A 19977-nucleotide genomic window follows, 5' to 3' on the forward strand; every position below is an offset into this window, starting at 1 on the left:
CCTCGATAGGACGTGCATGACGCACCTGAACGATCTGCCTTTCGCGACGCTGCAGTTTTACACCACGGCGCCCTACCCTTGCAGCTATCTGGACGCGCGCCAGGCGCGTTCGCAGGTGGCTACCCCTTCGCACCTGATCAACGCAGACGTCTACTCCGAGCTGGTGAAAAACGGCTTCCGCCGCAGCGGCATCTTCACCTACCGCCCGTATTGCGACGGCTGCCAGGCCTGCATCCCGGTGCGCGTGGTGGCCGACCAGTTCAGCCCCAGCCGCGGCCAGCGGCGCGCCCGGGCCAGGCATGGCGATCTGACGGCGGGCGTCGCCACGCTGTCGTTCTCGGACGAGCACTACGACCTCTACCTGCGTTACCAGAGCAAGCGCCACGCCGGCGGCGGCATGGACCAGGACAGCCGCGACCAGTACGCGCAATTCCTGCTGCAAAGCCGGGTCAACACACGGCTGGTGGAGTTCCGCGAGCCCGACGGCACGCTGCGCATGGTCAGCATCATCGACGTGCTGTCGGACGGCCTGTCGTCGGTCTACACCTTCTTCGATCCCGATGTCGAGGGCGCTTCCTACGGCACCTTCAACGTCTTATGGCAGATCGCCCAGGCGCGCGAACTGAAGCTGCCCTATGTCTACCTGGGCTACTGGATCAAGGAAAGTCCGAAGATGTCCTACAAAACCAACTTCAAGCCGCTGGAGGCGCGCATCAAGGGCGTGTGGAGCGTGCTGGACGCCTGATAAAATACGGGGAACTACAACAAGAGCTCCCCCATGTCCGAAAAATTCCTGTACTCGCTGGCCCGTCCGCTGCTGTTTTCGATGGACGCCGAAGCCGCCCACCATTTCACCCTTCCCGCGCTCAAGCGCGCCGCCGCCCTGGGCCTGACCAAGCTGGTCAAGCAGCCCAAGGCCGATCCGCGCACCGTGATGGGCATTACGTTCAAGAACCCGGTCGGCCTGGCCGCCGGCCTGGACAAGGACGGCGCCTACATCGACGCGCTGGCCGACCTGGGCTTCGGCTCGATCGAAGTGGGCACCGTCACGCCGCGCGCACAGCCGGGCAATCCCAAGCCGCGCATGTTCCGCCTGCCGGAAGCGAACGCCATCATCAACCGCATGGGCTTCAACAACGGCGGCGTCGACGCCTTCGTCGCCAACGTACAGTCGTCGCGCTTCTACCAGGACAAGGCCGGCGTGCTGGGCCTGAACATCGGCAAGAACGCCGACACCCCGATCGAACGCGCCACCGACGACTACCTGCACTGCCTGGAAAAAGTCTACCCCTACGCCAGCTATGTGACGGTCAACATCTCGTCGCCCAACACCAAGAACCTGCGCCAGCTGCAGGGCGGCTCGGAGCTGGACGGCCTGCTCGGCACGCTCAAGGAGGCCCAGCTGCGCCTGGCCGACCGGCACAAGCGCTACGTGCCGCTGGCGCTGAAGATCGCGCCGGACATGGACGGCGACCAGGTCAAGAACATCGCCGACGCGCTGCTGCGCCACAAGATCGACGGCGTGATCGCCACCAACACCACGCTCAGCCGCGACGCCGTCACCGGCATGCTGCACGGCGCCGAGGCGGGCGGCCTGTCGGGCGCGCCGGTGTTCGAGCTGTCCAACACGGTGATCCGCCTGCTCAAGGCCGAGCTGGGCGACGCCCTGCCGATCATCGGCGTCGGCGGCATCATGCGCGGGGCCGATGCCCGCGTCAAAATGGAGTGCGGCGCGCAGCTGGTGCAGCTGTACAGTGGACTGATCTACGCCGGCCCGGCGCTGGTGCGCGATTGCGCGGACGCCGTACGCGGCAAATAAAAGGAGGCGGCATGCAGCAGACACAACTTGGCACGAGCGACCTGAGCGTCAGCAAGATCTGCCTGGGCACGATGACCTTCGGCGAGCAGAACACCGAAGCCGACGCGCACAGCCAGCTGGACTATGCGCTGGAGCGCGGCGTCAACTTCATCGACACGGCGGAAATGTATCCGGTGATGCCGCGCGCGGAAACCCAGGGCTCGACCGAGCGCTACATCGGCAGCTGGCTGAAGAAGAGCGGCGCGCGCAGCAAGGTGGTGCTGGCTACCAAGGCCGCCGGCCCCAGCCCGTACGTCACCTGGGTGCGCGAAGGCAAGCAGAACTTCGACGCCGCCAATCTGCGCGCGGCGGTCGAGACCAGCTTGCAGCGGCTGCAAACCGACCATATCGATTTATACCAATTGCACTGGCCCAGCCGCAACGTGCCGGTGTTCGGCTCCAACGCCTTCAATCCCAAGCTGGAGCGCGAGTGCGTGGCGATCGAGGAAACGCTGGCCGCGCTGGGCGAGCTGATCAAGGAAGGCAAGATCGGCGCGATCGGCGTGTCGAATGAATCGTGCTGGGGCGTGAACGAGTTCACCAAGCAGTCCGAGATGCAGGGCTTGCCGCGCATCGCCACCATCCAGAACCTGTACAACCTGACCGCGCGTCATTTCGAGACCAGCCTGCTGGACGAGACCTGCTTCCGCGAGAACGTCAGCCTGCTGGCCTACAGCCCGCTGGCCTTTGGCCAACTGACGGCCAAGTACCACGACGACCCGAAGACCAAGGGCCGCCTGACGCTGTTCCCGGTGACCTGGAGCCCGCGCTACCTGCGTCCGACGGTGGTGTCGGCCGTGGCGCAATACGCCGAGCTGGCGCGCGCCAACGGCATCACGCCGACCCAGCTGGCGTTGGCGTGGTGCTACTCGCGCTGGTTCGTCGCCTCGACCATCATCGGCGCCACCAATCTGGCGCAGCTGAAGGAAAACATCGACGCCTACGGCCTGCAACTGCCGGCCGAAGTACTGGCGCAAGTGGACGCCATCCACGCCGCGATCCCCAATCCCGGCCAATAAACCCCTGGGGGTCAAGTCTGACATTCGGACACGAGTTCTGCCGTAATACATGCTTACGGCAGAGCTCGTGTCCGAATGTCAGACTTGACCCCCGGCGCTTTTAAACAACACTCTTCCATCGCTCATGCGCAAAAAGCCCGGCGCGCCTGCACGTTATCCAAATCTTGAATATCATTAGACGTAACCATTCGTGTGCAGCAACTTTGCGCACTGGTAAGCTTTCCTCATCACTAACGTAGAAAGACCGTCACATGAGCACACGCCGAATCGCCCGCCCCCTCCTGCTCAGCAGCCTGATCGCCACCGTCGTCATTCCCGCCTTCGCCCAGCAAGCCGTGGCCGACGGTGAATTGCAGTCCGTGGTCGTCACCGGCACCTATGCCAAGAACCGCCGCACCATCGATTCCGAATCGCCGGTCGATGTCATCGGCGCCAAGGAGTTACAGGCGAGCGGCTCGTCCGAACTGGCCACCGTGCTGGGCCGTCTGCTGCCGTCGATGAATTTCCCGCGCCCGTCCGGCGCCGACGCCAGCGACGCCGTGCGCCCCGCGCAACTGCGCGGCCTGTCGCCGGACCAGACGCTGGTGCTGGTCAATGGCAAGCGCCGCCACACCACGGCCGTGGTCAATGTCAACGGCACCCAGGGCCGCGGCTCGGCGCCGGTGGACCTGAACGCGATTCCGCTGGCGGCCATCGACCACATCGAGGTGTTGCGCGACGGCGCGGCGGCCCAGTACGGCTCGGACGCGATTGCCGGCGTGATCAACATCATCCTGAAAAAAGGCGCGGCCGGCGGCGAGGCCGAAGTGGGCTGGGGCGAATACCAGAAGCGCGACGGCAAGGCGCTCACCGTGCGCGGCTCGACCGGCTTCAACCTGGGTGACCAGGGCTGGGTGCGCGTGGCGCTGGAAGCGTCCGACCGCGATCCGACCAACCGCGCTGGTCCCGACCTGCGCAACCCGGCCGAGCCGCGCTACGGCAAGGTCAACCAGCGCTTCGGCGATCCGGAAACCCGTCCGCGCACCGTGTTCGTCAACAGCCAGTACCGCGTCAACGACGATATCGACTGGTACGCCTTCGCCAACTACGGCCAGCGCAACACCTCGGCCGCCGCCACCTGGCGCACTGCGCTCAACGGCACGGCCCAGCGCACGCCACTGTTCCCGGAAGGCTTCCTGCCGCTGGAGAACAGCGAATCGACCGATACCTCGCTGGTCACCGGCCTGCGCGGCGAAGCGGGCGGCTGGCGCTGGGACACCAGCCTGAACTACGGCAGCAATGAATTCCAGCTGGACCTCGACCACACCGTCAACCAGACGCTGGGCGCGAACAGCCCGACCCACTTCTACGCCGGCAAGCTGAAGAATACGCAGCAGCTGTTCAACTTCGACGTCGCCAAGGAATATCCGGTGGCGGCCTTCAGCGGTCCGCTGACGGTGGCGCTGGGCGTCGAGGCGCGGCACGAGAAATACGAGATCGGCGCCGGCGATGAAGCGTCCTACACCGGCACCGGCGCGCAGGGCTTCTCCGGCTTCCGTCCGGTCAACGCCGGCAGCAACAGCCGCCACAACGAATCGATCTACGCCAACCTGGAAGCGGAAATCACCAAGCAGTTCTCCGCCTCGGGCGCGCTGCGCCATGAGCGCTACAGCGATTTCGGCAGCACCACTTCGGCCAAGGGCTCGGCGCGCTATGCGTTCACGCCGGACTTCTCGCTGCGCGGCACCGCCTCGTCGGGCTTCCGCGCGCCGTCGCTGGCGCAACAGTTCTACACCATCACCACCACCAACTTCTCGGTGGTGAACAATGTCAACACGCCGATCGAAACCGGCACCTTCGCGGTCGGCAGCGCCGCCGCCTCGGCGCTGGGCGCGACCCCGCTGAAGGCCGAGAAGGCCCGCAACTACAGCCTCGGCGTGCAATGGTCGCCGACCCGCAACTGGAACACTTCGGTCGACGCCTACCGCATCGACATCGACGACCGCGTGGCGCTGTCGGCCAACATGACCTTGTCGCCGGCGCTGCAGGCGGCGCTGGCCAAGCAAGGCATCCTGGTCGGCGCGGGCCGCTACTTCACCAACGCCATCGATACGCGCACCACCGGCGTCGACGTGGTCAGCACCTACCGTTGGGAGACCACGGGCGCGGGCCGCTACGACTTCACCGCGGCCTACAACCACAACAAGAACTCGCTGGAGCACGTGAACGCCAACCCGGCCATCCTGACCACCAACGGCCTGACCTTGATCGACCGCCAGACCATCAACCGCCTGACCGTCGGTTCGCCGAAGGACAAACTCAGCCTGGCCACCGACTGGTCGCTGGGCGCCTGGGGCGCGCGCGGCGTGGTAACGCGCTACGGCAGCTTCACCGTGCCGCAGAATAACGCCACGCTGGACCAGGTCTACGATCCGCAATGGGTGCTGGATTTGTCGGGCAGCGTCAAGCTGAACAAGAACTGGCGCCTGAGCGCGGGCATCGACAACGTGACCAATCGTTATCCCGACCAGGTCACGTCGGCGGGCAACCTCAACAACAACGGCATCAATCCGTACAGCGGCTTCGCGCCGAACGGCTTCAACGGCCGCTACTACTACGCCAAGGCGGGTTACAGCTGGTGATCGGCAGCCACCCCGCACGGCAAAGGGGTCGGACCCGCAGGGTCCGACCCCGGTTTGTCCGGGTTCAGGCAGCGGTCAATTGCCGCATGTGTTGACGGGCCGCTGGCGGCTGTCCCGCCAGCTTGAACACGCTGACCGCCTGCGCCAGCAAGTCCGCCTGGTCGCGCATGCTTTGCGCGGCCGCGGCGGCCTCTTCCACCAGGGCGGCGTTCTGCTGTGTCACATCGTCGATCGAGACGATGGCCTGGTTGACCTGCTCTATCCCCGTGCTCTGCTCGCTGCTGGCGGCGCTGATTTCCGTCATGATGTCGGCCACCTGCTTGACCGCCTTGACGATGCCGTCCATCGTCGCGCCGGCCTCGTCGACCAGCAGCGATCCCGCATCCACCGTCTGCACCGAGCGCGCGATCAACTCCTTGATCTCCTTGGCGGCGCTGGCCGAACGCTGGGCCAGCGTGCGCACCTCCGAAGCCACCACCGCGAAGCCGCGTCCCTGCTCGCCGGCGCGCGCCGCTTCCACCGCCGCATTCAGCGCCAGGATATTGGTCTGGAAGGCGATGCCGTCGATCACGCTGATGATGTCGACTATCTTGCCTGAGCTTTCCTTGATCGCGCCCATCGTCGTCACCACCTGGCCGACCACCTGCCCGCCCTTGGTGGCGAAGTCCGACGCCGCCACCACCAGCTTGGTGGCCTGGCGCGCGTTCTCGGCGTTCTGCGTCACAGTCGACGTCAATTCCTCCATCGACGATGCGGTCTCCTCCAGGCTAGACGCCTGCTGCTCGGTGCGGCTGGACAAATCCAGGTTGCCGCTGGCGATCTGATTGGAGGCGGTGGCGATGGTATCCGTGCCCGAGCGCACCTGGCCGACGGTACGCGCCAGGCTGTCGTTCATGTCGATCAGCGCGCGCAGCAGCTGCCCGGTTTCATCGGTGGTGTCACACTCCATCTGCATGGTGAGATCGCCGCCCGCCACCGCCTGCGCCATGCCGACGGCGCGGTTCAGCGGCTGCGTGATGCTGCGCGTGATCCAGTACAACACCCACGATGCCAGCGCGGTGGCGATCACCGTCAACAAGACCATCATGTTGCGTGAGCTGGCGTAGGATTGCTCGGCCACGACGCTGGCATCTTCGATCGCCGCGTTCTGGAATTTGACCAGCTCGGTCAGCGCGTTCAGGTAGGCGGTTTGCTCCTTGCGCACCGTGCTCAGCAGGTAGCTGACCGACTCTTCGCGCTTGCCGTCGTCGGCCGACATCTTGAGGAAGGCGGTCTGCACCACCGTGTATTTGTCGCGCGCTTCCAGCACGGCTTGCAGCTTGGCCTTGCTCTGCGGATCCTCATCGTCGGCGATCAGCACGCCGAGCTTGTCGAGCCGGGTGGCGTTGTCGGCCTTGCGCTGCTCCACCCGCGCCAGTTCCGCCTTGACGACTTCGGGGTCCTTGGACAGCATGGCGTTGCGCATGGCGCGTGCCACGTCGTTGAGACCGCCTATCGTTTCGTACGCCAGTATGACCTTGGGTATCTTGTCGGCCTGGAGATCCTGGGTGTTGTTATTCAACTTGCCAAGATTGCCTATGCCGATGGCCGAAATGCCGATCATGAAGACCATCGACACACCCAGTCCGGCAGCGAGCCGGACTCCTATCTTCCAGTTCCCGATACCCATTTACGTGCTCCCCAGAGTAAGACCAACGGACTTAAATTCTTGGTTGCTGCAAACTAGTTTTTGAGTTTTAGTATAGAGTCAATCAGCCGTGCCTGATGGAAAAAATTAGCAGACTGTTTGCTGGCCGCCACATCAGGTCAAATCCCCGCCGTTCAAGGCCGCGTCGATATCGGCGCGGGTCAGGTCGGGGGCGAATTCCTGGATGAAGTGGTAGGCGTAGGAACGCAGATACGCGCCGCGCCGCACCGCCAGCCGCGTGGTGTTTTGCGCAAACAGGTGCGACGCTTCCACCGCGCGCATGCCCTTGTCGCGGCCGTGGTCGAAGGCCATCGAAGCGACGATGCCCACGCCCAGCCCCAGCGCCACGTACTGCTTGATGACGTCCGAATCCATCGCCGTCAGCACGATGTCGGGCTTGACGCCGGCGCGTTCGAACGCCGCATCGATATGGCCGCGACCGGTGAAGCCGACGTCATAGGTAATCAACGGGAACTCGGCCAGGTCTTCCAGCCGGATCGGCGAGCGCGCCAGCAGCGGATGGCCGTCCGGCACCACGATCAAATGGCTCCAGCGGTAGCAAGGGAAAGACACCAGGTCGGGGAATTGCGACAGGCCTTCGGTGGCGATGCCGATGTCGGTCTTGCCGGACAAAATCCATTCGGCGATGTGCTCGGGCGCGCTCTGCTGCAAGGCGATGCGCACGTCGGGGTAAGCCGTGCGGAAGCTCTGCACCACTTTGGGCAGCGCGTAGCGCGCCTGCGTGTGGGTGGCCGCCACGCTCAGGGTGCCGCTTTGCTGGCCGGTGTATTCCAGGCTGGCCTGCTGCAGGTTTTCCGCCTCGATCAGCAGGCGCTCGATGATCTTCAGGATGCCCTTGCCCGGCTCGGTCATGCCGGTCAGGCGCTTGCCGTTGCGTTCGAAAATCACCACACCCAGCTCGTCCTCCAGCTCGCGGATCTGGCGGCTGACGCCGGGCTGCGAGGTGAACAGCGCGTTCGCCACTTCGGTCAGGTTGTAGCCACGACGGGCGGCTTCGCGGATGGACCGCAGTTGTTGGAAATTCATAAGGAGACTCCGCCATCAACAAATACACGCAGGCGCTTGGGGCGCACTACCAGGGTTTCGCCTTCTTTCAACTGCAGTTGGCTATAACGTTCATCCGACATCACCGCTTCGATCAGCTCGGAGGTATCGCTGCGCTCCAGGTCCAGCTGGGCCAGCGGGCCGATCGCATGCGCGCGGCGCAGCTTGACCACGATGCCTTCCGCGCCCGGCGTGTAGCGGTCGATCTCCAAGTCGTGCGGACGTACATAGGCGGTGCCCTTGCCGTCGGCCGACGGCTGGCCCGGCACGGTGAAGGATGCGTCGCCGCTGGCCAGGATGCCGTCCTGCACGCGGCCGTGGAACATGTTCACGTTGCCGAGGAAGCCGTAAACAAACGGCGAGGCCGGATGGTTGTAGACCTCGTCCGGCGCGCCGATCTGCTCGACGTTACCCTTGTTCATCAGCACCACCTGGTCGGCCACTTCCAGCGCCTCTTCCTGGTCGTGGGTGACGAAGATCGAGGTCACGTGCAGGTCGTCGTGCAGGCGGCGCAGCCAGCGGCGCAACTCCTTGCGCACCTTGGCGTCGAGCGCGCCGAACGGCTCGTCCAGCAACAGCACGCGCGGCTCGACTGCCAGTGCGCGCGCCAACGCGATGCGCTGACGCTGGCCGCCCGACAGCTGCGGCGGATAGCGGTCGGCCAGCCAGTCCAGCTGCACCAGCTCCAGCAGCTCCTTGACCTTGCGGCGGATCTGGTCCTCCGACGGCCGCTCGGCGCGCGGCTTGACGCGCAGGCCGAAGGCGACGTTCTCGAACACCGTCATGTGCTTGAACAGCGCGTAGTGCTGGAACACGAAGCCGACCTGGCGCTCGCGCACATGGCGATGCGAGGCGTCGTTAGCGTCCAGCAGCACCTGGCCCGAGTCCGGATGTTCGAGGCCGGCGATGATGCGCAGCAGCGTGGTCTTGCCGCAGCCGGAAGGCCCGAGCAGCGCGGTCAGTTCGCCCTGCGGAAAATCCAGCGACACGTTGTTGAGGGCGACGAAATCGCCGAAACGCTTGTTGATGTTTTTAACTTCGATGGTCATGGCATTACTCCGTTGTGCGCACGTCGTCGGCGATCGATTCGTTGAGGCGCCAGGCGATAAAGGATTTCAGGGCCAGCGTCACCAGCGCCAGCAGGGCCAGCAGCGAGGCCACGGCAAAGGCGGCGGCAAAGTTGTATTCGTTGTAGAGGATCTCGACCTGCAAGGGCACGGTGTTGGTCTCGCCGCGGATGTGGCCGGACACCACCGACACCGCGCCGAACTCGCCCATCGCGCGGGCGTTACACAGGATCACGCCGTACAGCAGGCCCCATTTGATGTTGGGCAGCGTGACGCGGCGGAAGGTGTCCCAGCCGGACGCGCCCAGCACGATGGCGGCCTCCTCTTCCTCGTTGCCCTGCGCCTGCATCAACGGGATCAGCTCACGCGCGACAAACGGGAAGGTGACGAAGATGGTGGCCAGCACGATGCCCGGCACCGCGAATAGGATCTTGATGTCGTGCTCCTGCAACCACGGGCCGAACCAGCCCTGCGCGCCGAACAGCAGCACGTAGATCAGGCCGGAGATCACCGGCGACACCGAGAACGGCAGGTCGATCAAGGTCAGCAGGATGCTCTTGCCACGGAACTCGAACTTGGCGATGCACCACGACGCGGCCACGCCGAACACCAGGTTCAGCGGCACGGCGATGACCGCCGTGATCAAGGTCAGCTTGATGGCCGAGATCGCATCGTCCTCGATGATGGCGGCCACATAGGCTTGCCAGCCCTTGCGGAAAGCTTCGACGAACACCGCCACCAGCGGCACGAACAGGAACAGCGTGAGGAAGGTCAGCGCGATGGCGATCAGCGCGATGCGCACCCAGCGCGGTTCCAGCGTTTGCGGAGCGGATGGCAACTCGCCACGACGCACAGGTGTAGTTGGAGTGCCGCTCATTATTTCCCCGACTTTCCGCGAGCCCAGGCTTGCAACAGGTTGATGGTCAACAGCATGATGAAAGACACCACCAGCATCACCACCGCAATCGCGGTGGCGCCGGCGTAGTCGTACTGCTCCAGCTTGGTGATGATGAACAGCGGCGTGATTTCCGACACCATAGGCATATTGCCGGCGATGAAAATCACCGAGCCGTACTCGCCGGTGGCGCGCGCGAAGGCCAGCGCGAAGCCGGTCATCAGCGACGGCAGGATGGTCGGGAACACCACGCGGGTAAAGGTTTGCAAGGCGTTGGCGCCCAGGCTGGCGGCGGCTTCTTCCAGTTCGCGCTCGGCATCTTCCAGCACCGGTTGCACGGTGCGCACCACGAACGGCAGGCCGATGAAGGTCAGCGCCACCACCACGCCGACCGGCGTGAACGCCACCTTGAAACCCAGCGTGCCTTCGAGGAAGCGGCCGAACCAGCCGTTAGCCGAATACAGCGCCGTCAAGGTGATGCCGGCCACGGCGGTCGGCAGCGCGAACGGCAGGTCGACCAGGGCGTCGATGATGCGCTTGCCGGGAAACTCGTAGCGCACCAGCACCCAGGCGACGATGCCGCCGAAGATGACGTTGACCAAGGCGCCCAGCAGCGAGGCGCCGAAGGTCAGCTTATAAGAGGCCATGACGCGGGCCGATGTCACCGCGTTCCAGAAGCCTTCCCAGCTGAGCGTGAAGGTCTTCAGGAATACGGCCGACAGCGGGATCAGGACGATCAGCGTCAGGTAGAAAATGGTGAATCCCAGCGACAGCCGGAACCCCGGCATGACGCGGAAAGGCGCGCCCCGGACGGCGCTGGACGCCGTGGCGGGCGCAGCGAGAACTGCTGACATGGATGCTCCCTTATTACAAATTCTTCTATAAGGGCTGCATAATCTCATCTGCGCTTCATATTACAAACGAAGCATTTTTCATTTGGTTAGACGGTAAAGCTATATGGTTTTTAAGAAACCAGCTTGGCGGCGACCGCGACCAGGGTGAAGGCCAGCAAGCCGCGCAGCAGTCGTTCCGGCACGGCGCGGGCGGCATAAGCGCCGATGGTGATGCCGGGCAGCGAACCGACGAGCAAGGTCAGCAGCAGGCTCCAGTTGATCGAGCCCAGCCACCAGTGGCCGACGGCGGCGATCGCCGTCAGCGGCACCGCATAGGCGATATCGGTGCCGGCCACTTCGGCGGCGGTCAGGCGCGGATACAGCATCACCAGCAAGGTGGCGCCGATGGCGCCGGCGCCGATCGAAGAAATGGTCACCAGCGTGCCCAGCACGGCGCCGGAGACGATGGTGGCGATGCTCAGCGCCCTGCCCTGCAATTGGCGCTCGGGACGGGCCATGACCCATTCGAGCATCTTGCGTTTGAATAGCAAGGCGACCACGGTCAGCATCACCGAACCGGCGATCATATAGCGTATGACCTGGCCGATTTCCTTGTTGAGCGTACCGAAATATTTGAGGGAGATGCTGGCTAACAAGGCCGCCGGCAAAGCGCCGAGGCAGAGGCGGCGCACGATTTCCCAGTGCACCGTGCCGCGCATGCGGTGGGTGAAGGTGCCGACGCCCTTGGTCAACGAGGCGAAAGCCAGGTCGGTGCCGACCGCCACCGCGGGCGAAACACCGAACAACAGCGTCAACAGCGGCGTCATCAGCGAGCCGCCGCCCACGCCAGTCATGCCGACCAGCAGGCCGACCGCGAAACCAGATGCGACAAATGACAAATCCATGCAAATCCCCAAGAGTAGACTGCAGAGTAACTACTCTAGGGGAATATCCAAACAACGCAATCCTTATTTGCTTATGCGTTATTTATTTGGCTGGGGTGTGACGCGCAAGTAAGGTCGTGCAGCCGTATAACCCTTCGGATACTTTTGCTTCAACACGTCCGGGTCCTGCACGGTCAGCGGGATGATGACGTCGTCGCCGTCTTTCCAGTTGCCCGGCGTGGCCACGGTGTAGCCGTCGGTCAGTTGCAGGGCGTCGATTACGCGCAACACTTCGTCGAAGTTGCGGCCGGTGCTCATCGGGTAGGTCAGGCTCAGGCGCACTTTTTTGTTCGGATCGATGACGAACAGCGTGCGCACGGTGGCCGTGGTCGACGCGTTCGGATGGATCATGTCGTACAGCGTGGAGACTTTGCGGTCGGCGTCGGCGATGATCGGGAAACCGACCACGGTGCCCTGGGTTTCCTCGATGTCGGCGATCCACGACTTGTGCGATTCGGCCGGGTCGACCGACAGCGCGATCGCCTTGACGTTGCGCTTGTCAAATTCCGGTTTCAGCTTGGCAGTCAGGCCCAGCTCGGTCGTGCAGACCGGCGTGAAATCGGCCGGGTGCGAGAACAGCACCACCCAGGAATTACCAGCCCACTCATGAAAGTGCAGCTTGCCGATGGAAGAATCTTGTTCAAAATCAGGGGCGGTATCGCCCAGTCGTATCGTCATAGTCAGCTCCAGATGGGAAAAAGAACACCGGCTTTTAGTTCGCCGTCAGCCTGCTATTCTGCGCCTTTTCTGCTAAAAAATACAATGTTTCGAGGCCCTCGGGCCAATCGCCCAAGCCCGACTCGGCATTGATGTGGCCCAGCGGTCCGCCGTTGATGAAGCGGCTGTGCCAGCGCTGCGCCCACAGCTGCGCGCGCGGCGCCGCCATCCATGGATCGTTGGTGCTGCCGACCATGATAGACGGCACCGGCAGCGCCTGCTGCGGTAGCTGGGCCGCGACATTGAATTTGTCGGGATCGGCCGGCGCCACCAGCAGCACGCCCGCCACGCCGGACGGATCGCGCGCCAGGCTGTGCACCGTGGCCAGGCTGCCGAAGCTGTGGGCGACGATCAGCGTCGGCCGCCGGTCGTCGCCCGCCGCACGGCGCGCCTGGTCGATCCGGGCCGACCACTGCGGCAAGTCCGGCACGTCCCAATCGTCCTGCTGCACCCGCTCGAAAGCGGGAAACAGCTTTTGCCAGCGGCTTTGCCAGTGCTCCGGTCCGCTGTTATGCAGACCGGGCGCAATCAACACGCGAAACTGGGCCAGCGCGCCGTTCATGATTACTTGGGCTGGTAGATCTGGTCGAACAGGCCGCCGTCGGCGAAGTGGGTCTTCTGCGCCTTGGTCCAGTCGCCGGCCACGTCGGACAGCTTGAACAGTTTCACGTTCGGGAATTGGGCGGCGTATTTCTTCGCCTCTTTTTCCACTGCCGGACGGTAGTAGTTCTTGGCGATGATTTCCTGCGCTTCATCGGTGTACAGGAAGTTCAGGTAAGCCTCGGCCACCTTGCGGGTGCCGCGCTTGTCGACCACTTTGTCGACCACGGCCACCGGCGGCTCGGCCAGGATGGAGACCGACGGCGCGATGATGTCGAACTTGGCCGGGCCCAGTTCCTTGACCGCCAGCAGCGCCTCGTTTTCCCAGGCGATCAGCACGTCGCCGATGCCGCGCTCGACGAAGGTGGTGGTGGCGCCGCGCGCGCCGGAATCGAGCACCGGCACGTTCTTGTACAGCTTGCTCAAGAAATCCTTGGCCGAGGCTTCGGTGCCGCCCGGCAGGCGCAGCGCGTAGCCGTAGGCGGCCAGGTGGTTCCAGCGGGCGCCGCCGGAGGTTTTCGGATTCGGGGTGATGACGGCAACGCCCGGCTTGACCAGGTCGTTCCAGTCCTTGATGCCTTTAGGGTTGCCCTTGCGCACCAGGAACACGATGGTCGAGGTGTACGGGGTGCTGTTGTGCGCCAGCTTCTTCTGCCAGTCCGGCGACAGCAGCTTGTGCTCGGCGATGGCGTCGATGTCGTAGGCCAGCGCCAGCGAGACCACGTCCGCCTCCAGGCCGTCGATCACGGCGCGGCCCTGCTTGCCGGAGCCGCCGTGCGATTGTTTGATCTTCAGCGTGTCGCCGGTCTTGGCTTGCCAGCTTTTGGCGAAGGCGGCGTTGACGTCCTGGTACAGCTCACGGGTCGGATCGTAGGACACGTTCAGCAACGAGATTTCTGCCGCCAAGGCTGGAGCGACGGCTGTGACGGCGAGAATAGCAGCAGCAATAATTTTCCTGGACAGCATTTTGTGGTTCCCCTTGTAGTGAAGGTCTCCAGATTACGGCTGTCCTTTATAAATGAGAACTAAGCTTTTAGCAGTTCCTTATACCGAAACTTTATATACCTTCAATAGAAACGGTTGAACAGCACCACGCCCCAGGCTCCGGCCGCCAGCAGACAGGTCAGCAACACGGCGGCGCTGCCGAAGTCCTTGGCGTTCTTGGACAGCGGGTGGCGCTCCAGCGAAACGCGGTCCACCACGGCTTCGATGGAGGAATTGATCAGTTCCACGATCAATATCAACATCAGCACGCCGATCAGCATCAATTTCTCGAACGCCGAGATGCGCAGCACCAGCGCGATGATGGTGCCGACCACGAACAGGCTCACTTCCTGGCGGAAGGCGTGCTCATGCTTCCAAGCCGACTTGAAGCCGTCGATGGAGTATAAAAAGGCTGAAAAGATACGTTTCAGGCCGCTCTTGCTCTTGAATTCGCTCACTGGTTCCATGAATAAGCCGCAAATGATGAATGTATCATTATGCATCAATTCCTATTTTTTTCACATTATGGTATAAAGTAGCTATCGCATACTGCACCGCACCAACCACATCATGAAAATCGAAACCGTTCCAGAGCAAAAGACCACTATCCAGGTGATCGAGCGCATGGTGGCGCTACTCGATGCGCTGGCCAAATACCCCGACCCTGTGAGTTTGAAGGAATTGTCCAAGGTTTCCGGGCTACACCCGTCGACCGCCCACCGGATTCTGAACGACATGGTGCTGACGCGCTTTGTCGACCGCATCGAGCCGGGCACCTACCGGCTCGGTATGCGGCTGCTGGAACTGGGCAATGTTGTAAAGAGCCGACTGTCGGTGCGCGAGGCCGCGCTGGACTTCATGCGTGCACTGCACAAGAAAACCCAGCAGACCATCAACCTGTCGGTGCGCCAGGGCGACGAGATCGTCTACATCGACCGCGCCTTCTCGGAACGCTCGGGCATGCAGGTGGTGCGCGCCATCGGCGGCCGCGGCCCGCTGCACCTGACCTCGACCGGCAAGCTGTTCCTGTCGGTGGACGAGCCGAAAGCCATCCGCGCCTACGCCACGCGCACCGGACTGGCCGGCCACAACAAGAATTCGATCACGGACCTGGCCAAGCTGGAGCGCGAGCTGAGCCTGGTGAAGTCACGCGGCTACGCGCGCGACAATGAAGAACTGGAGCTGGGGGTGCGTTGCATGGCCGCCGGCATCCACGACGACAGCGGCAAGCTGATTGCCGGGCTGTCGATCTCGGCGCCGGCCGACCGTCTGCAGGACGAGTGGCTGGAAGACCTGGTCATGACCGCCAACCAGATCTCCGCCACACTGGGTTACATTCCGGTCGAATAAGTCGACGGTGAGCTGAGCGGCGCGCTGAGGGCGGCCGGCTTCAGCGCCTCCAGCCATTTGCGCATGCGGCCGGCGTCGGCGATACGCGACTGCTTGCCCTTGGAATCGAGGAACACCATGATGACCGAGCGGCCTTCGATGACCGCCTGCATCATCAGGCAGCGCCCCGCTTCGTTGATGAAGCCGGTTTTCTGCAAGCCGATCGCCCAGTCCGGATTGGCCACCAGGTGATTGGTGGTGCCGAACTGCATCGGACGGCCGTTGGTTTCGACCATGGCCTTGGCGTCGGTCGAGTACTGGCGCAGGATGGGCTGCTGATACGCCGCCATAGCCAGCTTGGCCAGATCGCGCGCGCTGGCCACATTCATTTTCGACAGGCCGCTGGAATCGACGTAATGGGTGTCGACCATGCCCAGTTCGCGGGCCTTGGCGTTCATCGCCTCGACAAACGCAGGCTTGCCACCAGGATAGTTACGGCCCAGCGCCGACGACGCCCGGTTTTCCGAGCTCATCAGGGCGATGTGCAGCATGTCGGCGCGGCTCAGCTGGGTTCCCACCTTGAGGCGCGAGCTGCTGAATTTTTCGCGGTCGACATCCTCGTCGGTGATGCTCAGGATCTCGTCCATGTTCTGCTTGGCTTCGACCACGACCAAGCCGGTCATCATCTTGGTGATCGAGGCGATCGGCAGGGCGACGTTGGAATTCTTTTCAAACAGCACTTCGGAATTGGCCTGGTCCAGCACCAGCGCCACATTGGACTTCAGGTCCAGCGGATCGTGCGTCCTGTTCAGGCCGGCCAGGTCGCCCATGGTCGGCACCGCCGGTGCGGCCACGATCATGCGCTGGTAGACCACTTTGCGGCGGCCATTGACCTTGATCACGCGCTTGACCACACGTTCGCCAGGCTCGGCGGCGGCCACGCGCACCGGTCCACGGGCCTTGACCTTCTTCACATGGTGTTTTTTCGATGCGGCGCCTTCGGCAGCCTGGGCTGTCGTTGCGGTGAGGGCCGTGCTGGCGAACATCAGCGAAATGAGCGCACTTAAAGCTAGTTTATACATTCATATCCCCGAAAAAAACGCTGTAGAGAAAGCGAAAGACCTGTTGCAGTGTAGCAAAACTGCGGGCAAGCGCAAGCAAATTTAACATTGAGCGCATCGATGGTTGCATCGATACAATAAGGCGCCGTAGGTTTTAAACAAGCTAGTTCTAATCAACAAATTTAACAAATTCCTCAAGCGCCATACGGTCCGTGATCAAGGTATTCTCAACTTTCGACCAGTCGGCGTAACCGAGCGCCATGCCGCACACCACGGTTTCATTGTCCGGTAGGCCCAACTGGCTGCCGATGATTTTATGATACTGGGTAAAAGCCGCCTGCGGGCAAGTATCGAGGCCCCGCGCCCGCGCCGCCACCATGATGTTTTGGAGGAACATGCCGTAGTCCAGCCACGAGCCCTGCTCCATGATGCGATCGATGGTAAAGATGAGACCTACCGGAGCGCCAAAAAATTCATAATTGCGGCCGTGTTGTGCAGCCATGCCGGCCTTATTGTCGCGCGTCAAACCCAGTAACGCATACAAATCCCAGCCGACCTTGCGACGGCGCTCAATAAAAGGCGAAACCCACTCGCGCGGATAGTAGGCGTATTCCTCGGTGTGCTGTTTAGCCTGCTCTGGATCACTATGTGCGGCCAGTATCGCCGATGACAACTGCTGCTTGCGTTCGCCATCGAGCACGTAGACTTTCCACGGCTGGGTATTGGTGCCGGACGGCGCCCGCGCCGCCACCTGCAAAATCTGCGCGACATCCTCGCGCGCCACGGCTTGCGGCAGGAAGGCGCGGATCGAGCGGCGGCTGGTGATGGCGGCGTCCACCGCTTGCTGGTCGGGAGTTGAAATCATATGCACTCGCTTATCTGGTTTTCTTGACTACAAATATCACACCGGTGACCGCCAGCGCCATCCCGGCTATGCCGAGGGCGTTGAAAGCCTCGCCGAACATCAGCCAGGCCATGACGGCGGTGGTCGGCGGCGTCAGGTACATCAGGCTGGTGACCTGGGTGGCGTCGCTGCGGCGTATCAGCGCGAACAACAGGAAGATGGCGCCGATCGACAAGCCCATTACCGACCACAGCAAAGCGCCGACGAAACGCGGCGTCCACTGCACCGCAGCAAAGTCCGGCGTCAGCCCTTCGAAGATGACCGCCAGCGGCAGCACCAGGACCAGCGAGGCGGCAAACTGGATCACGGTGCCGGTGCGCAGGTCGAATTGCGGGCAATAGCGTTTTTGATACAGGGTGCCGGCGGTGATCGACAGCAGCGCCAGTACGCAGAACAGGATGGCGTCGACCGACAATCCGACCAGCTTGATCTTGGCGGCCACCACCAGCCCCACCCCGGCCAGGCCGAAGACCAGGCCCAGCCATTGTAGCGGCCGCACTTTCTCTCCGATCAGCGGCGCGGCGAAGGCGGTCAGGATCGGCTGCATGCCGACGATCAAGGCCGACAAGCCGGCCGGCATGCCCAGCTTGATGGCGCACCAGACACCGATCAGGTAGCCGGCCTGCACCAGCAGCCCGGCCAGCGCGATCTGCCAGACCTTGCCCTGCGGCCAGGGCGCCTTCAGCAGCAGCACGGCCGGCGCCAGGAACAGCAACACGCCTACAAAGCGCATCACCAGGAAGGTCAGCGGCGGCGCATATGGCAAGCCGAACTTGGCGACGATGAAGCCGCTGCTCCACAACAGCACGAAAAACAGCGGCAGCGGCGACAGGAAAGTGGCGTGTTTGACAACCGCGGCGGCGCTCGGGGTGTTGGGCATGGGAAACCGGTAAAACTTACTTGCAGCATGAAAGGAAATCGGCGCCGGAATGCGGCGCCGACTCGACAGGATGCAAGTCTATCACGGCGACCATTTTGCCACCGGCTATGCCTTGCCAAGCCGCATTTTCCCTGCGGAAATACTTTCCTTAAGCTAGATTTGGTTCTTTGGTGCAATGCACAAAAAAATCGCTTGACTTAATTTCTGAAGGCCGTAAAATCGGGTTTGTTGCGTTGCACAATTAGTTGTTCGGTCTGAAACGTGGATAGCCTGTTTCTCGCCGGCCGTAAGAAACAAGCAGTACCTCAGCAGTACTTAATCAATGACTACTTTCCTGGAGATTCAAATGTTTTCTATCCCTGAGCAATTTTCCAATGCGACCAAAGCCAATTTCGAAGCTCAATTTGCGATCTTCTCGGCCCTGACCAACAAAGCTTTTGAAGGCGTGGAGAAATTCGTCGATCTGAACCTGACCGCTGCCAAGGCATCGCTGGAAGAGTCGTCGATCACCACCAAGCAGCTGCTGTCGGCTAAAGATCCACAAGAATTCTTCTCGTTGGCTTCGGCACAAGCCCAGCCTAACGCAGAAAAAACCATCGCTTACGGCCGTCATCTGGCGACCATCGCTTCGAGCACCGGCGCTGAATTCAGCAAAGCTGCTGAAACCCAGATCGCTGAAACCAACCGTAAAGTCATCTCGCTGGTGGAAGAAGTCAGCAAGAACGCCCCAGCTGGTTCGGAAAACGCCGTCGCCATCCTGAAATCGGCCATCGGCAACGCCAACGCCGGCTACGAGCAGTTCGCCAAGACCGCCAAGCAAGCTGTTGAGTCGATCGAATCGAACATGACTTCGGCCGTGAACCAGTTCACCGCTGCTGCCGCCAAAGCTGCTCCAGCCAAGAAGTAATCAAGGAATTCCGGCGCGGTAGGGCGCCGGATCCCACAAAATAAAGCCTCGGCCACGGCCGAGGCTTTATTATTTGAGAATCAGACCGCGATCCAAAGACTCATCTACTTGCTGGTTGAACGCCAGCATTGCCAAGCTCACACGCGACGACTCGTCCGCATCCAGCACGTTTTCACCGCACACTGGACAGCTATCCCCCCCAACCGCTGTGATTAAGATCGTCCGGCCTTTGTACAGATAGGTGATATCGCGAATGCCATGTACCAATGCAGCTTCGCCACAGACGGGACATTTCATATCTATAGCTCCTTAAACGACACAATGAGCACGCCATCGATAACGGTAAGTTTCAGATAGACTCTTCCGACCTTGGTAGCGGGACGATAAACATCCTGCCAAACACGATGGTCCGCCTGAGTAGTCATGCTCTTGTAAAAGTCACGCTGGCAAAGTGCCATGACTACGCCGAGCATCTCGTCAAATCCCATGCCAAGTGCTGCGGCACCGGACAAAGCGGACAGAGTCGCCCTAACTCTTCCTGAAATGACCAAGGCTTTCACAACAGAGAGCCGATGGTGAGGCCTGTGCTTTTCCATTTCATATTAA

At 62.3% G+C, this 19977-nt stretch carries 21 protein-coding genes; 6 read left to right on the top strand and 15 right to left on the bottom strand.

The window, feature by feature from the left end:
* Nucleotides 1-16: 16 nt before the first annotated feature.
* The 4 genes from RUGAMON1_RS23030 to RUGAMON1_RS23045 all read left to right on the top strand — a co-directional run bounded on the left by RUGAMON1_RS23030 (nucleotide 17) and on the right by RUGAMON1_RS23045 (nucleotide 5498).
* Nucleotides 17-745 (top strand): arginyltransferase, encoded by a 729-nt coding sequence (locus RUGAMON1_RS23030; RefSeq protein ID WP_445232728.1) that lies wholly within the window; start codon nucleotides 17-19, stop codon nucleotides 743-745.
* 33 nt (nucleotides 746-778) lie between these two features.
* Nucleotides 779-1819: a quinone-dependent dihydroorotate dehydrogenase gene (locus tag RUGAMON1_RS23035; protein WP_445232729.1), complete on the top strand. Its 1041-nt coding sequence runs from the start codon at nucleotides 779-781 to the stop codon at nucleotides 1817-1819.
* Nucleotides 1820-1830: 11 nt separating this feature from the next.
* Entirely contained in the window at nucleotides 1831-2877 is a 1047-nt protein-coding gene (locus RUGAMON1_RS23040; protein ID WP_445232730.1) for an aldo/keto reductase, read from the top strand.
* Nucleotides 2878-3128: 251 nt separating this feature from the next.
* Nucleotides 3129-5498 carry a TonB-dependent receptor plug domain-containing protein gene (locus RUGAMON1_RS23045; protein WP_445232731.1) on the top strand — a complete coding sequence of 790 codons (2370 nt, stop codon included), beginning with the start codon at nucleotides 3129-3131 and terminating at the stop codon, nucleotides 5496-5498.
* Between the two features lie 64 nt (nucleotides 5499-5562).
* Here RUGAMON1_RS23045 and RUGAMON1_RS23050 read toward each other — a convergent pair whose 3' ends face one another.
* The 10 genes from RUGAMON1_RS23050 to RUGAMON1_RS23095 all read right to left on the bottom strand — a co-directional run bounded on the left by RUGAMON1_RS23050 (nucleotide 5563) and on the right by RUGAMON1_RS23095 (nucleotide 14757).
* Entirely contained in the window at nucleotides 5563-7167 is a 1605-nt protein-coding gene (locus RUGAMON1_RS23050) for a methyl-accepting chemotaxis protein (protein WP_445232732.1), read from the bottom strand.
* A gap of 132 nt (nucleotides 7168-7299) precedes the next feature.
* Nucleotides 7300-8232: a CysB family HTH-type transcriptional regulator gene (locus RUGAMON1_RS23055; RefSeq protein ID WP_332853104.1), complete on the bottom strand. Its 933-nt coding sequence runs from the start codon at nucleotides 8230-8232 to the stop codon at nucleotides 7300-7302.
* The gene (locus RUGAMON1_RS23060) at nucleotides 8229-9299 is read right to left on the bottom strand and encodes a sulfate/molybdate ABC transporter ATP-binding protein (RefSeq protein WP_445232733.1); all 1071 of its coding nucleotides are present in this window, start codon (nucleotides 9297-9299) and stop codon (nucleotides 8229-8231) included. Before RUGAMON1_RS23060 ends, RUGAMON1_RS23055 begins: the two co-directional genes overlap by 4 nt.
* Before the next feature lie 4 nt (nucleotides 9300-9303).
* A complete protein-coding gene (gene cysW / locus RUGAMON1_RS23065) occupies nucleotides 9304-10194 on the bottom strand; it encodes a sulfate ABC transporter permease subunit CysW (RefSeq protein ID WP_445232734.1) in 891 nt (296 codons plus the stop codon).
* Nucleotides 10194-11066, bottom strand: coding sequence for a sulfate ABC transporter permease subunit CysT (gene cysT, locus RUGAMON1_RS23070; protein ID WP_445232735.1), 873 nt, complete (start codon nucleotides 11064-11066; stop codon nucleotides 10194-10196). Before cysT ends, cysW begins: the two co-directional genes overlap by 1 nt.
* Before the next feature lie 110 nt (nucleotides 11067-11176).
* Nucleotides 11177-11950 carry a sulfite exporter TauE/SafE family protein gene (locus RUGAMON1_RS23075; protein ID WP_445232736.1) on the bottom strand — a complete coding sequence of 258 codons (774 nt, stop codon included), beginning with the start codon at nucleotides 11948-11950 and terminating at the stop codon, nucleotides 11177-11179.
* Between the two features lie 78 nt (nucleotides 11951-12028).
* On the bottom strand, nucleotides 12029-12667 hold the full coding sequence (locus tag RUGAMON1_RS23080; RefSeq protein WP_445232737.1) for a peroxiredoxin: 639 nt from the start codon (nucleotides 12665-12667) through the stop codon (nucleotides 12029-12031).
* A 34-nt stretch (nucleotides 12668-12701) separates the two neighbouring features.
* Complete coding sequence (locus tag RUGAMON1_RS23085) at nucleotides 12702-13268, bottom strand: RBBP9/YdeN family alpha/beta hydrolase (RefSeq protein ID WP_445232738.1); 567 nt, start codon at nucleotides 13266-13268, stop codon at nucleotides 12702-12704.
* A gap of 2 nt (nucleotides 13269-13270) precedes the next feature.
* A complete protein-coding gene (locus RUGAMON1_RS23090) occupies nucleotides 13271-14272 on the bottom strand; it encodes a sulfate ABC transporter substrate-binding protein (protein WP_445232739.1) in 1002 nt (333 codons plus the stop codon).
* A gap of 101 nt (nucleotides 14273-14373) precedes the next feature.
* Nucleotides 14374-14757 carry a diacylglycerol kinase gene (locus tag RUGAMON1_RS23095; RefSeq protein WP_116990671.1) on the bottom strand — a complete coding sequence of 128 codons (384 nt, stop codon included), beginning with the start codon at nucleotides 14755-14757 and terminating at the stop codon, nucleotides 14374-14376.
* A 103-nt stretch (nucleotides 14758-14860) separates the two neighbouring features.
* Here RUGAMON1_RS23095 and RUGAMON1_RS23100 point away from each other — a divergent pair, with 103 nt between their 5' ends.
* Entirely contained in the window at nucleotides 14861-15640 is a 780-nt protein-coding gene (locus RUGAMON1_RS23100) for an IclR family transcriptional regulator (protein ID WP_116990476.1), read from the top strand.
* Here RUGAMON1_RS23100 and pbpG read toward each other — a convergent pair.
* The 3 genes from pbpG to RUGAMON1_RS23115 all read right to left on the bottom strand — a co-directional run bounded on the left by pbpG (nucleotide 15622) and on the right by RUGAMON1_RS23115 (nucleotide 18464).
* Nucleotides 15622-16701 (bottom strand): D-alanyl-D-alanine endopeptidase, encoded by a 1080-nt coding sequence (pbpG, locus tag RUGAMON1_RS23105; protein ID WP_445232740.1) that lies wholly within the window; start codon nucleotides 16699-16701, stop codon nucleotides 15622-15624. The two genes, RUGAMON1_RS23100 and pbpG, sit on opposite strands and share 19 nt — an antisense overlap.
* 148 nt (nucleotides 16702-16849) lie before the next feature.
* Nucleotides 16850-17545, bottom strand: a complete 696-nt coding sequence (locus RUGAMON1_RS23110; RefSeq protein ID WP_445232741.1) for a nitroreductase — start codon at nucleotides 17543-17545, stop codon at nucleotides 16850-16852.
* Nucleotides 17546-17555: 10 nt separating this feature from the next.
* Nucleotides 17556-18464, bottom strand: coding sequence for a DMT family transporter (locus tag RUGAMON1_RS23115; RefSeq protein WP_445232742.1), 909 nt, complete (start codon nucleotides 18462-18464; stop codon nucleotides 17556-17558).
* A gap of 346 nt (nucleotides 18465-18810) precedes the next feature.
* Here RUGAMON1_RS23115 and RUGAMON1_RS23120 point away from each other — a divergent pair, with 346 nt between their 5' ends.
* The gene (locus RUGAMON1_RS23120; protein WP_020701528.1) at nucleotides 18811-19371 is read left to right on the top strand and encodes a phasin family protein; all 561 of its coding nucleotides are present in this window, start codon (nucleotides 18811-18813) and stop codon (nucleotides 19369-19371) included.
* A gap of 69 nt (nucleotides 19372-19440) precedes the next feature.
* Here RUGAMON1_RS23120 and RUGAMON1_RS23125 read toward each other — a convergent pair whose 3' ends face one another.
* Both RUGAMON1_RS23125 and RUGAMON1_RS23130 read right to left on the bottom strand, forming a co-directional pair.
* Entirely contained in the window at nucleotides 19441-19668 is a 228-nt protein-coding gene (locus RUGAMON1_RS23125) for a type II toxin-antitoxin system MqsA family antitoxin (RefSeq protein ID WP_445232743.1), read from the bottom strand.
* 2 nt (nucleotides 19669-19670) lie between these two features.
* Nucleotides 19671-19967 carry a type II toxin-antitoxin system MqsR family toxin gene (locus RUGAMON1_RS23130; protein ID WP_445232744.1) on the bottom strand — a complete coding sequence of 99 codons (297 nt, stop codon included), beginning with the start codon at nucleotides 19965-19967 and terminating at the stop codon, nucleotides 19671-19673.
* Nucleotides 19968-19977: the final 10 nt, after the last annotated feature.

The organism is Duganella rhizosphaerae, assembly GCF_040364205.1.
Classification (GTDB): Bacteria; Pseudomonadota; Gammaproteobacteria; order Burkholderiales; family Burkholderiaceae_D; genus Rugamonas; species Rugamonas rhizosphaerae.